Origin of the sequence: Lutibacter sp. HS1-25, assembly GCF_004121075.1 — a bacterium.
GTDB lineage: Bacteria > Bacteroidota > Bacteroidia > Flavobacteriales > Flavobacteriaceae > Lutibacter.
In genome coordinates this window covers 195192-209614 of sequence record NZ_RHLN01000001.1, presented here as the reverse complement: position 1 = coordinate 209614, position 14423 = coordinate 195192, and the positions used below count along the sequence as shown (strand labels likewise).

Genomic DNA, 14423 nt, shown 5'->3' with positions numbered 1-14423 from the left:
AAGTTTAAAAAACAGATTTTATGTTTAAAAATTCTGATTTTTTAAAAATTGATACGTACATTTATAGTATTAAAAATTGAACAAAAAATTGCTGCTGAATACCCCCTATGAAACAATACCCCATTTTAATTATCACCCTATTTTTTATTATTGGCTGTAATTACAACTATAAAAATAAAGTTGAAAAAGATTTTGTATTTAAAGAAATTGATAGTTTAATTGAAATTTCAAAAAACACAGACAAATCAGATTCTTTAAGAACAAATTATATACTTAAAGCTACAACTCTTATTGAACAAATTGACAATGATTCTTTAAAAATAATGCTTTTAAACAGTGTTGCAAAAAGCAATTTTGAATTGGGTAATTTAAAAGAATTTGCCAAAATATCTAGAACAAATTTAGAACTTTCAGAATGGTATAAAGACACCCTAAATATTGGTAATTCAAATGTAAATTTGGGGAACTACTATAGGTTAAACAACAAAAGCGACATGGCTTTTTATCATTTTAACAAAGCCTTAAATAATTATAAATCTGTTAATAACAAATATTTATATGCCAGAACTCTTTTAGAAATAGCAAGAATTCAAACCAACGAAAGTGATTTTATGGGTAGTGAAATAAATGTTATTAAAGCGCTTGCTATTTTTAATGAAATTAAAAGCGATAAAGGTTTATTTGCTAGCTATGATATTTTAGGTGTAAACTCTTTTTGTCTTAAAAAATACGATCAAGCAATTGAGTATAATAAGAAAGCCCTAATTTATACAGATAAATTAGAATCGTCAATAAGTTATAGATTAGACATATTAAATAGCATAGGACTTTCATATCAATATTTAGGCAACTTTAGTGAAGCTTTAAAATATTATAAGGAGGCTTTAGCCACCTCAAATTTTGAAAATAAATACCCAAAAGTTTATGCACGTATTTTAAGCAATTATGCTTACACGTTATTTAAAAATAAAGCATTAGAACATTTACCTGCACTGTTTTATAAATCTTTAACTATACAGACCAATAATTATGATGAAGCCGACGAAGCCATTACTTATCTTTACTTGTCTGAATTTGAATTTAACAAAAAAGACACCCTAAAAGCACAAAATTTTGCACTAAAAGCCATTACACCATTAAAGGCTGCTAATGAATATTTTGAATTGCTAGAAGCATATCAATTACTTTCAAAAATTTTACCAGCAAAAGAGGGTATAAAATATCTTGAAAAACATATTTCGTTATCAGATAGTTTATTGCAAAATGAAAGAGCCATTAGAGAAAAATTTATGCGAATTGTTTATGAAACAAATGAAATTAGAAAAGAAAAAGAAAAAGAGACTCAAAACAAATGGTTAATTGCAATTTTTTCTGCAATTGGCTTTATTATTAGTTCGCTTATAATTATTACATTAATTCAGCTTTCAAAAAATAAGACATTGTTATTTAATCAACAGCAAGAAGAAGTAAATATTGAAATTTACAATTTAATGATTGACAAGCGACTAAAATATGAAGAAGGAATTAATGAAGAAAAAAAACGTATTTCAGAAGAACTTCATGATGGCGTTTTAGGGCGATTATTTGGAACCAGACTTAGTTTAGACAGCTTAAATAATAGTAAATCTAAAACAGATATTAAGGTAAGAGCGGCTTATATTAACGAATTACAATCTATAGAAGAAGAAATACGTAAAATAGCTCATAATTTACAATCTCAAATTAAAAGTGGCAATACCAGTTTTAAAAAAATGATTGAAGAACTATTGATGAAGCAAAGCGAAGTTGGTAAATTTGAATGGAATCTAAATTTTAATAGCACTACAAACAGCGAGAAAATTTCAAATAAAATAAAAATCCATTGCTATAGAACGATACAAGAAGCAGTTCAAAATATTATAAAATATGCAAATGCAACCTTTGTAGAAATAGATATTAAAGAATATAAAAATAATTGGCTAATAGAAATTAAAGACAATGGCGTTGGCTTTGATGTATCAAAAAATTACAAAGGAATTGGATTGAGGAACATAAAATCAAGAGTAAAATCCCTAAATGGTAATGTCAAATTTATTTCAAAACCTGAAGAAGGTACAATCATAAAAATGACAATTCCGTTACAAAATTTATAACCTTATGATAGATAAATTAAATATTTTAATGGTTGATGATCATCCCATGATTATTGAAGGGTACATAAGAGTATTAACTTCAAACAAAAAGTACGATTTAAATATAAAAGTTGCTATTAACTGTGATGAAGCCTTTGATGCTATTTGTAAATCAAAAGAAACACAACCTTTTGATATGGTTTTTATTGATATACAACTTCCTGCATCAAAAAACAAATTAATTACTTCAGGAGAAGATATTGCGGTAATAGTTAAACGTGAACTGCCAAAAGCAAAAATTGTTATATTAACAATGGTTAACAACCCTATAAGAATAAATAATATTTTAAAAACTACACCTCATAACGGTGTATTAATTAAAAGTGACATTACCTCAAAAATTCTATTAAGCGCCTTTGATAAAATTCAAAAAAACAACACCTACTACAGCGAAGAAGTTAAAAAATTAACTAGTAAAAACGTTACTAGTGAAGATGTATTAGACGAACATAATAAAAAGATTATTTACTATTTGTCTAAAGGTGTAAAAACAAAAAAATTAACTGAATACATTCCACTGTCTTTAAGTGCTATTGAAAAACGAAAAAATTTCATTAAACAAAAATTTAGTGTAACTGGTGAAGATGAAGAACTATTGTTAGAAGCAAAAAAAAGAGGGTTTATATAAACCCTCTTTTTTGTAGTATTTAAAGAACTTAGATTCATAGCAAATTCCCCGACAACAAGGCAAAAGTACGGATCCTTTTTAAATAAGAATTACGGTTTTACCGTAATATTTAAAAAAAATTCACATCTATATTATACAAAACTACAGCTCAAATTATAAGACCAAATTATTACGCATTGGTGTTGTAAATTTTTCAGATTCATAAACAACAATATAATCTTTAAGGCTGTTAATACCGTTTTTATGGATGGTTTTAATTATCGAATCAACTGCAGTGGCATGCAACACTCTAACACATTCTAATCCAATATTTTTTGTGTTATCTTGAATAGAATTTAGGGGTTTATCAATAGAAAAAATTACAGTTCTTGAGAAATAGGTAAAAATAAAGTATTCCTTTTTATCTCTTTTTGAAGTAAAATTTTGAAAAGTACCCGAATAAGTTGAGTTTTCTATGTATAACTTTATTTTCTTTTTTTTAAGATCCATAAAATTTCCATTCTCAGCTGTAAAAACTTGCGCAAAAAGGTTGTTAAAACAACACAGCAAAATTAATGTTAATAATAATTTATTCATTTTTTATTTTATCTAAGCAATTCACCCATTAAAACAATAATTTACAAAACTTATTGTGTTTACAAAATGAACCGTTAATTGAGAAAATTACAATTACCCTAAAACATTTCGTGTTTTGAAGATTTTTGTAAATCATTCCAGATTTCAAGAATTGATAAATATTTTTTATACCTTAAATCGTATTCTTTTTCATCTTCTTTTATTGCAAGTTTTAATAAATAATTTAAATAATGAATTTCATTTTTATTGAAACCAAATATTCTAACAAACCTTGATGGTTTATAATTATCTATATTAGCTTGAGCCAATCTTTGATTAATATTAAATTTTTTGGGCTTTAAAGGTTTGTTTGGGTATGTTTTATACACCAAATTAATTTTGGTATCAAAATCATTTCTAACAAATTTACCTTTGTTTCTAACTGATGAAAAATTGTTTAAAGTATCTTTACTTTTTTTAGCACGTTTATTTGTTAGACTTATGAAATCTTGATTTCTCTTTGGGGTTTTCATGTCTTTTAAATTTGGGGACAAATTTCTAATTTCCAATATTTTACAATAGCAACTGTAAAATTAAACACTTTAATACATATAATATTACGGTTTTCCCGTAAAATATTATTGAATTTCAATATACCACATAATAAAAATACATATACCACTGTATTACAGCATATTAATAAATTTACAAAGTCTTATTTTTATGTTTTATGATTTAAATCACAAATAATTATTAAATAATTGGCTAGTTTTGTCGCATAACTTGCAAAGTGAATATCATTTTAATCCTCCTGCGGCATTATTCCTAATCTTCCAAAGGCATTAAAAACATTAACTCACAGTTCACTAGCAGTTTTACCACCCCATTTTGGGGTGGTTTTTTTTAATTATCTATTTAAAAAAGGGGGAAATCACCTTATCAGAAAAGACAATTAAACCCGCTGTTTTTGCTCAATACTGTACTACTTTTACAGCACCCAAAATCAAATAAAGTTTAATACTAAAAAAATGATTATGACTAAATTTGTTTTAAGAACCAGCTGTTTATTATTAGGGTTTTCAATTTTTGTAACATTATTGTTAATTGCAATTGATATGATTAATAATTAAAGTATTACAAACAACCATACATCCTACAAATAAATTTTTCACTTACTTTTCCTCTTTTTTTTAATAAACTACTTAATGATTCTAAAAAAATTGGGTTTTTCCTTGTTTTTTAGGTATATTTAATAGGTATTTAAAACTTGCCTGTTTCATTGTATTTGGTTGGCATTATTTAAATACTTAAAATTTTTAATTAATCTAACATGAAATTATTATGAAAAAAGTCTGTATTGCTCTAGACACAAGTCCTTCTGCTGAAAAAATAGCTGAATTAGGCTATAGTTATGCCAAGGCACTAAATGCTGAAGTAACATTAGTACATGTTATTAATGACATATCTTATTACAAAATGAATTACGATCCAATTATGGGATATGCCGGATTTTTAACAAATGATGCCATTGAGTTGGTTGAAGATTTAAGAAAAGAATCTGAAAAATTTTTAACAGCTTCTGTTAAGCATTTAAAAAATGACACTATTAAAACAGCTGTATTAGAAGGAGATCCAGCCGATGCCATTTTAGAATTTGCCACAAGTTGGGAAGCCGATTTAATTGTAATGGGAACACATAGTAGAAGTGCTTTGGCTAATTTATTAATGGGAAGCAATGCTATTGAAGTTATTAAACACTCTAAAATTCCAACTTTAATTATCCCTACAAAAGAAAACTAAAATCCATTTTTAATATAGCATTAGCTATTTTGTTGGCTCTATAGTTCAAGGGATAGAATAAAAGTTTCCTAAACTTTAGATTCAGGTTCGAGTCCTGGTGGAGCTACGAAAATAAAATCTATGTATTTGATTAACAAATATTTATGATATATAAAAATTGTAATGCGTCACTTTTAGTGTCACTAATATTTCTTTTAGTAGCGGTCTCCGAAATAATGAAGCTTTATTATGAATGAATTAGTTTTTTAATTTTTTTATTATATTTCCAAGTAATAAAATTAATACCTTTCTGAATTACAAATCTGGTTATTTTATTTTTTGGAATATTTTCTCTAAACCTTCTTTGAAACCTTTCAAGGTTCTTTACACCGTAATTTAAATCCTTATTAATCTCTTTTCTCCATTCCTTAGCCTTTTTAGTATTTTTCCAGTTTTTGCCTCCATTAGGAATTGTTTGAGTTAATCCTTCATTATAATTGGCTTCCTTAATTGAATTTCCAAGGCTATTTACTGTAATGTTCAAGTGTAAATCAAATGACTTAATAAACTTAATATAATTTCCATTTTCTAAAGAATCAATTATTAAACTTTCTAGAATTTGAGAAAGCTCCCCTAACATACTATGCATTGTCAAAATATAATTTGAATATGCTATACTTATTTGGTTGTAATTTGGCTTAGGCAGATGAGTTAAAACAACATTTGCATTTTTATTACTTATGAACTTAGTAAAATAATTTTCTTCAGCACTATTGAAGTTTTCAAATGATTCTATTTTTGGGATTTTATCTTTCCAACTTTCTATTAAATAAAATTTGTCACGTGGTTTTGATTCTATAAATGTCCATTGTTCTCTTACTTTTAAATAGTTCCTACTGAAAACTTTACTTAATTCATCAATATAATTGTATTTGTATATTATCCGAGCAATTTCAGATTTCTCATAAATTGTAAGGTTATTTTTTTTTGATAGAAGAAAATGGAACCTTAAAAGAGTTTTATCATAGCTATATTCTTTTAATTTTGACTCGAATATTAAATCACTAATTTCAACCAACGTAGCCCAATTGTGGTCTTCTTGATTTCTAATCTGAATTTCTGTTACCCTTCCGCAGTCTGGAGAATCAACGTATAGGTGAAGTGATTTGTAGCCTTCTTTTTGAGGTTCTTTTATGTAATCATATTCTTTTCTTATGTTTAGAACTTTACTTAATTCATTTCTAAATCTATAGACTTCTTTATTGTTTTTCACAATTACACGACACCCACCAATATCCCACATTCTGCTTAGGTTCATTTTAGGGTATCTATTTAATTTTTCAATAATTGACTCGAATCTTTTAATTCTGTAGGTAACAATTGTTTGAGTAGATGGTGGCCTTCTTAAGTCTAATAAAATATGAAAAGTTTTAGCTAAAGAATCTTTGTGTGATGTTCTAAATAGTTGTAATTTTTCTAAAGTTGCAGTACTAGGGTTTTTCCCTTCGATTCTAATTTCATTGCCAATTCTATTTATGGCTTCATTAGATAATATTTGATTTTGATTTTTCAATTTTTTTGGATTAAATAATTCGAAAAATTATTATTTGATTTTAATATCTAATGTCTCCTCCAAAGTTTCCTTAAATGGCCAAACTAGGGCAATTTCATTACTTTGTTTTAGATATTTACCATCAATGGTTAATCCTACTTTATTTTTGTATTGAGTATAACTATCATTTAAATAGTTCTTTTGCTCCAAAAACTGTATAAAAAGAGATTGGTTAAAAACTAAAACGGTTTTAATCTCAATAAAAAACTTTGCTTTTAGCTCTTTGTCATCAAGCAATAATTCAATAAGGTCAGCATCATAATTTTGCGCTTTTGTAATTACTACCCACTTTTTTAATTCTCCATTGTCGGTTACAAAATTTGGTTCTTTTTTGAGTTGCTTTTCAAGTGTTTGATATAATTTCATTTAGGATAATTATTGAGAATATGATTAATAATCTTTTAGAAATTTCTAGGAAACCCAAATTTAGCATTTTATGTTTAATAGCTTGTTTTTAATTGTGCAATTTTTTTCTTGAAATATATAATCATTTATACTTAGTTGACATTTGCCTAAACCAATTTTTAACATCAAACTGAGCTTCTATAATTTTTCGAGCTTGTGACGCTGAGGTTGAGTCACAATACACTTTTACGGACTTAAATTTCAATTGTAATTTCTCAATGTCAACCACAAAACCAAAGGAATGATTAAAACCAAAATTAATTCTAGCCATTTGGGAAAATTAGTCATCTCTCTTTTTGATGATTCTTTTAGTTCTTCTATACCAGTATCTTCTTTGGGTGGTTTTTTATTTATAGATGGTTTTTGTTCATTATTATTAGAATCGTTCTCCTGTTTACTCTCTTTGTTTTTTTTAGATTCTAGCTTTGGTTTTAAAGGAATTTCATCAATATTGTTAGTCTCCGTTTCATTGGAATCATCAATAGTTTCAATTATGTTTGACTTTGGCTCTTTTATTCCTAAAATCTCATTTTTTAAAACTTGGAATTCTTCTTTATTTATAAATCCATCATCTAGTAATGTCTTTATTTTTCTTAATTCATCTAACTTTTTCATATACAATTATTTCTTAACTTATTGATAACTATAAATTAATTATATTTATTTGGGCGCTTTTTTCTATCATTTTCCTCCATAGCTTTTATTGCCTTTTTTGTTGTTCTTTCTTGAATTCCATCCCAATACTTCAAAAGCTCTCTAACTTGATTATATTCTAGATTAGCCCTAGTTTCTAATCCTTCACGAAATTTTACATATTGATTTCTAAAATTTAGAGGCTTCAACTAATTGATTTTAGATATTTGATTCATTTTTATCCACCCATAGCTTATTATTCCCTTTGCATTAGTAAATTCTACGTAGCCAAAATCATTTTCAATTTTTTGAACATATACATTTTCTCCTTTTACAAAATATGCTTTTCTTTGCGTAGATTGTTCTGATTTATTATGAAAATACGCTCTTCCATTTTCATCTCCTTTTACAATATAATTCCCTAATTCATAATAATCTTTATTATTTATTTCTCTATCATTATTCCTGTTGATTCATTCGTTTGAAATTCATTAATATTTGAATTAAAATTCAAATATTGTATTTCTTCATTATTATCATTTACTTTTTCTATTATTTTTAAAGTATAATATTCTTTACCAGTATCAATAAATTCATATTTTCTATTTACTACCGAAACTCCACTCTCTTCATAAGTCATTCCACTTTCAGTATTTTCTGATATAATTATCCTTGCTATTTCATATAGCACATTATAGTTCAAGCCAAATATTATTCTTGTACTATAATCTCTGCCCATTCCCATGTCAAAAGCACTAAATACAATACATAATTTATTTTTACCAAAAAACTTAAATTCATTAAAAGTTGGAAATGAACCATAACTGGCACTTGAAGCATTCTTGAGATGGTTAATTTTTTTCCATTTACCATTTAAAAATTCAAAAAAACCAATATCTAATCTCCCACGACATCCATGGCAATCATTTGGGTTTTTGATACCTAAGGAGGTTAATAGTAATTCTCTATCACCTATATTAAAAAACTGTTTGGAAGTAATTTTAAATTGTGGTTTGTTAGAATTATCATAACCAATAAAACTATCTCCTAAATCCTCTATATTAACATTAAAAAGACTTATTAACTCTTGATTAGAAATAAAATGATTTGAAGTGTTCGTAATATTTAAACTTGCATCTTCAGTCAGCTCTTTTTTCTGTGTTGAGTTAGGTACGACTGTCTCATTTAATTCTTTAATTTCTACTTCTTGAAGTTTTTCTTCAGTAGGAGTATCTTTGAAAACCCACCAAACTAATGGAATTAATAACAAAAGAAATAAATATCCCCATTTGGGAAAATTAACCTTCTCTCCCTTTGATGTTTCTTTTAAGTCTTTTATATCAGTATCTTCTTTGGTTGGTTTTTTATTTATAGATGGTTTTTGTTCATTATTATTAGAATCGTTCTCCTGTTTAATCTCGTTGGATTTTTCTGATTCTTGTTTAGTTTTTAAATCAACTTCATCAATATTGTTAGCTTCAGTTTCACAGGAATTATCAATAGTTTTATTGATAGTTGACTTTGGTTCTTTTTTTTGTGAATTTTCTTTAGAAGGCTTCTTTATTCCTAAAATTTCATTTTTTAAAACTTGAAATTCTACTTCATTTATAAATCCATCATCTAATAATTTTTTTATTTTTTTTAATTCTTGTATTTTATCCATTTGAATTATTCTATCGAATAGTTAATAAATTATTATTTTGATTTTTCAAGTGAAAAAACATTAAAATAGTAAAATCAGTTCAAATTATCTTCGTATTTACCCCAGCCTCTTTTCAGAGTTCTAACCTCTCCTTCATAAACTATTCCTCTCTTACCATAAAGTCTAAAAATTGTCAAATTAATATTGTCATTCTTAAAATTAAAAGTTCTTCCAAAGTCACTTCCCAGTCCCTTATTTTGTGCTGATTTAGACCATTTGTTTTTATAAGATATATCAAAATAATCAATATCTGGTGACACGTTATTCACAATTCCATTATGCCATTCAGTATCTTCAGGACTTCTATATAATGTAAACTTATTTCCTTCAATGAGTATATAGATATCTTCTCTCTTCCTAAAATAATTCACATATGTACCATGCCACTTACCTTGAACATATTCAATACACTCTTGTTCATTATCTATATTTAAAGTTTCAGGTTTAACTGCATAATAGATTTTAATAACTGAAAATGCTAAAATCAAACCCAAAATTGAGGCTGCGATTCCAAGAGTTTTAATGAAACCATTACTTCGAGTTTTGTTATTGCCTAATATTTTTTTTTCATTCTCAGAAAGAGGTCTATCGATACCCTTAATTCTTTTTTCATTAAGCGGAATCTTCCTATTTATTAAAGTATTTGTTTCAACTTTTTTTATTTTATTGTTTTGTCCTAGCTTACTTTTTCTTATGCGGTATTCAGCAAAATCAATTCCTCCTAATTCGTGAAGTTTTTTTAATTCTTTAAGATTAATTTTTTCAGATAAGTACAATTCTTTAAGCTTAGAAATTTTTTCAGCTGATTTTTTCTTTTTCTTTGGTTTTGTTTTTTCTAAATTTTCATTTAGTTGGTTCTTTTTTGAATCTGCATTAGAAGTTATTACTTCTTTTTTTAAACTATCAAACTCCTCTTTTGTAATGGCTTCAGAATCTAATAACTCCTCTAATTCAATTAATTTAGGATTTTTAGGTATGGTTTTTTCAGGAAATAATATTTCATTCTTTAATTTCTCAAATTCTTTTTTTGTTATAGTATTTGATTTTAGAAGTTCTCCAAGTTCTTGGAGTCGATTTACTTTATCCATGCAATTTTTTTTAAAGTTGGTTAAATTTATAAAAAAACAACTAAAATAGGGTGATATATATCAACTTGATATACTTTTTTATTATTTATTGCTTGTCGCCATTTGTTTAAACCAGTTTTTAACATCAAATTGAGCTTCTATAATTTTTCGAGCTGATGAGGTTGTTGTTGCATCACAATAAACTTTAACTGGGTGTCCTCCAGATTTCAACCGAATGGCTCCAGAATATTTTTTTAAGTTTGTTTGAGATTGGTTTCTTTCCGTTAATTTTTCCCTAGCTACTTCCATTTCCTTTCTAACATTTAGCATTTTTATCTGATGCATTATTTCGTTTCTCTTTTCTTGGGATTTTTCATCATTAAGCTCCAATTGTTTGGTTGCTAATTTTGAGTTGATAATTTCTGTTTTATTTTCTTCCATAATTTTTTATAGTTTGTTTACGTGTGCGTTTGCTTTTTATGCTATCAGCTTTTTCAGCTAAGAAACCTCAACTTTTATTTTATATCGTTATAGTGTTGAGGTGTCGTAACTGTTAAAAAAAGTACCAATTTTTTTTTGTAATTTTTTTTAAAGGTGGGATAGGTACTTTTTTTAATTCAATTTTCACCTTTATCTAAGGCGGTAAACGTGGAAGCCTAATATCCTCCTTCCTCCACAAATAGTAGGTTTAACTCGTTGTTTTCTTTTAATAGGTTAAACTCTTTTAATAAGTCTTTATCCTTAAAACTTGCATCACCTTGGTACTTGTTTAAAACATGAATTTTAAGCCTTCTTTTTAAGTCAGGTTGCTCATTAAAATTTTCGATTTCTAATTGATATAATTCGTCTAAGTTTCTTAAACTAAATTTCACTTCTTTTCTTAATTTTTTTAACTGTTCTGATTCGTTCATAATTATAATAATTTTATTGCGGATTTTTTAATAGGTAATCAACGCTAGACCCTGTGTTATATACTGGTTCGCAGTATAATCGATAATTCTTATCGCTATCTAAATAAAAATCTAATAGACTTTCTATAATTGGTTCTATGTCCTCTGGTTGGCTATCAGCTAATAAATGCACGTGGTAACGCTGACTTTTATCTTGTTCTATTGTTTCGATAATGTTAGTGTTAGGAATTAATAGTTTTAATTGAGCTATTAAATATTGGTGATACGCTTTATCATAATAATCTTTTGTAGCCCAAGAGATATTTGACAACCAAAAATGACTGTAAAAAGTCGTTTCTCGTGGACGTTTTAATTTAAAAGCATCTAATATGCTATAATGTATACAATACCTTCTACCTTCTTTTCTTATTGTTCCTTGTGGGCTATAAACTTCATAAACTTCTTTAACCATGTTTTTTAATGATTTGTAACTAATATTTTTAATGGTTACTAAATCTTTTAAGGTGTACCACTTATTATATTTTTTAGAGTTAATCTGTTTAATTATTTCATTGAACTCTGTTCTTATCTTATCTTTTTTATTCATCTTTTATTTGTTTTAAACTTGACGTACCTAGGACAAGTGTCTATTATTAAATATCAAACCATTAGGGTAAAAGACCCCTTTTTAGAAAAATAAATATGTAAAATGCTATTTATCAAGAGTGAAGAGGGTGAAAATAATTTAAGAATAATTTTTTTATTGGTAAATTGTCAAATAGTTTTTACCCCTATTGAATTAGGTTTTATTCACATTTTTTATAGCTCCCAACTTTTGGTTGCTCTAAATATTTACCTACACATTTTTTTAAAAGTGTATCAATACTTCTTGTTGAAAGTCCAAATTTTAAACCGATTGAAACAGCTTCTTTTCGAGTAAATTCTATTGGTAACGCTTGGAAAAATAGTTCATTATTTGAGCCTGTTTTAAATATTCCTTGGTCTGCTTGTTTGGGTAGATTATTATACATGATGATACTGTGTTTCAAGTATACATTAATTAATAACAAAGCAGATTCAAAATCCTCATCTAAACATTCAATATCTTTGGCTGTGTTTTTATTTTCAAATTTTCTTATTGCTGAAAAGACCATACAGAAGCGGTATAAGATTAAACTTTGCCTTTTAACGACACTTGTAGCGTCATCACCAACAAATGTATTTATTTGTTCTAGATGGCCTGAAAAAGCTTTATTTAACTTGTCCCATTGCTCTCTTGATAAATGTACAACTGTTTCGTTATTTTCAAAAAACATGGTCATTTCATAAACTTTATCAGATAGCATACTAAAATGCTCTGTTAAATTTATATGGTTACCATATGGTGATGGGTCTATCCATTTATTTTCTGTTTTAAAAGTGTAAAACAAGAATCTGCTGAATAGGCCATCTTCAGCTGAAGAAATAATGTTATAAACTTGTTTTGGTGTTCCAGATAGCGCAACTGATAATTTTGGTTTTTCAATTTCAAAATATTCATTGTTGGTTTTTCTTGAAACAGATATTTTTTCATGGTGGAAGGCTTTTCTAAGTAAATCAGAATATGAACCCCAATCATTTTTAAAGGCTTGCCCTAATGTATCGGCTTCAGTTTCGCAAATAATTCCTTTACCATCATTATCCTCTAGATGCTGAATCATTTTTGAGTTACTTGTATTGGCTGGAATATAAACAACTTCAAAAGGTGGTTCTTTAGGCGATTCTTCATCAGGTGATTCATTATCCTTGAAATCTTCTAAGCCCATCTTAAATTGCCTTATTGAATCCTCAGAGTTTTTAATAGTTTCTCTGTGATACCTGTCTGCTAACTCCTTTGCGGATTGTAAAGACCCTTTTCCAGAAGCAGCTGGAGCAAGAATAAACGAATATAAATTTGGAAAAACTTCACGCCCACTATATTCACCAGAAACATTTGGTAAGCATCCAGAAAGTATTGATAAAGCTCCAGTTAGAAATGTGTCTTTTGAGCGTTGTTCTTCGAAGGATTTTGCTCCTTCACTAATCAATGAAGGTAAATTATCATATACAAGTTGAGGTATTTTTGGTGTATTTAATAAGAAATTTTGATTTTCTTCAATATTAGATTCTCCTTTTGCAACGTTTGCAAACTTTGCAAAGTCTGCAATATTATTATGAAACGCACTTTTGATTATGTTTTTTATTTCATTTTCCTCTAAGTCAAAATTCGAATTGCAAAATTCAAATGCACTTTCTTCATTTATTCCAGTTCTATTTGCATTACAAGCAAATAGATAAATAAAATTATTTCTATTACCTTCTAAATACTTCTCTTTCTTCTCTGTAAATTCTAAACATTTTTCTAATTGCTCTAATGATGAATATTGCTCTGTCTCAATCTTAAAAGTATCTACTTCATTTTTTACTTTATATATTGTTGAGGTTTCATTCAAAAAAGTATTTTCATCAAAGGAAACAAAGCATAAACGAGATATGTCTTTACATTTTGGGTCATAATCTATATAAGTTAATGAAGAGTAATATGCTCCAACTTGTTTATACGCTTCTATATGTTGCTCCTTATTTGAATCAACTCGCACAAAAACTTTCACTCCTTCACCGCTAGGACTGATGTATGAAGCATAAGTAAATTCACAACTATTTACTATTTCAATAAATGTTTCCATTTCATCTGCTGGTATATGGTCAAAATCTAAGTGTATTATTTTTGAATAAGAATTGACGAATTCTTCTTTTCTTTGTTGACCAAAAGTTCCTGATGGGGTAAATGCCAAAAGTTTTTTCTTAAAATCATCAGCTCTAGAATTCTCCCTATTTTGCTTTGCAATCCTTATTGGGTTAATTTCATTTTTATATTTACCTGATTTAATTTCTTGAAGAATATTTACAATATTTTTATCCTCTATTTTTGTTCCGAAATTTATATATGTTGAGTTCATAGG

Annotated in this window: 15 protein-coding genes and 1 tRNA gene; 4 read left to right on the top strand and 12 right to left on the bottom strand. The window is 27.1% G+C overall.

Annotation, left to right across the window (positions count from 1 at the left end):
• The first annotated feature begins 107 nt into the window (after positions 1–107).
• Both EC396_RS00895 and EC396_RS00890 read left to right on the top strand, forming a co-directional pair.
• Positions 108–2132: a sensor histidine kinase gene (locus tag EC396_RS00895; RefSeq protein WP_129364811.1), complete on the top strand. Its 2025-nt coding sequence runs from the start codon at positions 108–110 to the stop codon at positions 2130–2132.
• A 4-nt stretch (positions 2133–2136) separates the two neighbouring features.
• On the top strand, positions 2137–2799 hold the full coding sequence (locus EC396_RS00890) for a response regulator (RefSeq protein ID WP_129364810.1): 663 nt from the start codon (positions 2137–2139) through the stop codon (positions 2797–2799).
• Between the two features lie 153 nt (positions 2800–2952).
• On the opposite strand, the gene EC396_RS00885 is transcribed toward EC396_RS00890, so the two are convergent.
• Both EC396_RS00885 and EC396_RS00880 read right to left on the bottom strand, forming a co-directional pair.
• Entirely contained in the window at positions 2953–3375 is a 423-nt protein-coding gene (locus EC396_RS00885; RefSeq protein ID WP_129364809.1) for a hypothetical protein, read from the bottom strand.
• A gap of 98 nt (positions 3376–3473) precedes the next feature.
• Positions 3474–3887 (bottom strand): hypothetical protein, encoded by a 414-nt coding sequence (locus EC396_RS00880; protein WP_129364808.1) that lies wholly within the window; start codon positions 3885–3887, stop codon positions 3474–3476.
• A gap of 808 nt (positions 3888–4695) precedes the next feature.
• Here EC396_RS00880 and EC396_RS00875 point away from each other — a divergent pair.
• On the top strand, positions 4696–5154 hold the full coding sequence (locus tag EC396_RS00875) for a universal stress protein (RefSeq protein WP_129364807.1): 459 nt from the start codon (positions 4696–4698) through the stop codon (positions 5152–5154).
• Positions 5155–5188: 34 nt separating this feature from the next.
• Positions 5189–5260, top strand: a tRNA-Arg gene (locus tag EC396_RS00870).
• A gap of 120 nt (positions 5261–5380) precedes the next feature.
• Here the strand turns inward: EC396_RS00870 and EC396_RS00865 are convergent.
• From EC396_RS00865 to EC396_RS00820, 10 genes are all read right to left on the bottom strand, one after another.
• Positions 5381–6706 carry a RelA/SpoT domain-containing protein gene (locus EC396_RS00865; protein ID WP_129364806.1) on the bottom strand — a complete coding sequence of 442 codons (1326 nt, stop codon included), beginning with the start codon at positions 6704–6706 and terminating at the stop codon, positions 5381–5383.
• A 30-nt stretch (positions 6707–6736) separates the two neighbouring features.
• Positions 6737–7111: a site-specific DNA-methyltransferase gene (locus tag EC396_RS00860; protein WP_129364805.1), complete on the bottom strand. Its 375-nt coding sequence runs from the start codon at positions 7109–7111 to the stop codon at positions 6737–6739.
• 240 nt (positions 7112–7351) lie between these two features.
• Positions 7352–7765 (bottom strand): SHOCT domain-containing protein, encoded by a 414-nt coding sequence (locus EC396_RS00855; RefSeq protein WP_129364804.1) that lies wholly within the window; start codon positions 7763–7765, stop codon positions 7352–7354.
• Between the two features lie 35 nt (positions 7766–7800).
• Positions 7801–7992, bottom strand: coding sequence for a hypothetical protein (locus EC396_RS00850; RefSeq protein ID WP_129364803.1), 192 nt, complete (start codon positions 7990–7992; stop codon positions 7801–7803).
• Between the two features lie 236 nt (positions 7993–8228).
• On the bottom strand, positions 8229–9446 hold the full coding sequence (locus EC396_RS00845; protein ID WP_129364802.1) for an SHOCT domain-containing protein: 1218 nt from the start codon (positions 9444–9446) through the stop codon (positions 8229–8231).
• Positions 9447–9520: 74 nt separating this feature from the next.
• Positions 9521–10573: an SHOCT domain-containing protein gene (locus EC396_RS00840; protein WP_129364917.1), complete on the bottom strand. Its 1053-nt coding sequence runs from the start codon at positions 10571–10573 to the stop codon at positions 9521–9523.
• Between the two features lie 81 nt (positions 10574–10654).
• Positions 10655–10993: a hypothetical protein gene (locus EC396_RS00835; protein ID WP_129364801.1), complete on the bottom strand. Its 339-nt coding sequence runs from the start codon at positions 10991–10993 to the stop codon at positions 10655–10657.
• A 215-nt stretch (positions 10994–11208) separates the two neighbouring features.
• Positions 11209–11463, bottom strand: a complete 255-nt coding sequence (locus EC396_RS00830; protein ID WP_129364800.1) for a hypothetical protein — start codon at positions 11461–11463, stop codon at positions 11209–11211.
• Positions 11464–11476: 13 nt separating this feature from the next.
• Positions 11477–12049 (bottom strand): hypothetical protein, encoded by a 573-nt coding sequence (locus tag EC396_RS00825; protein WP_129364799.1) that lies wholly within the window; start codon positions 12047–12049, stop codon positions 11477–11479.
• A gap of 199 nt (positions 12050–12248) precedes the next feature.
• The gene (locus tag EC396_RS00820; protein WP_164975175.1) at positions 12249–14420 is read right to left on the bottom strand and encodes a DUF3987 domain-containing protein; all 2172 of its coding nucleotides are present in this window, start codon (positions 14418–14420) and stop codon (positions 12249–12251) included.
• Between the last annotated feature and the right edge of the window lie 3 nt (positions 14421–14423).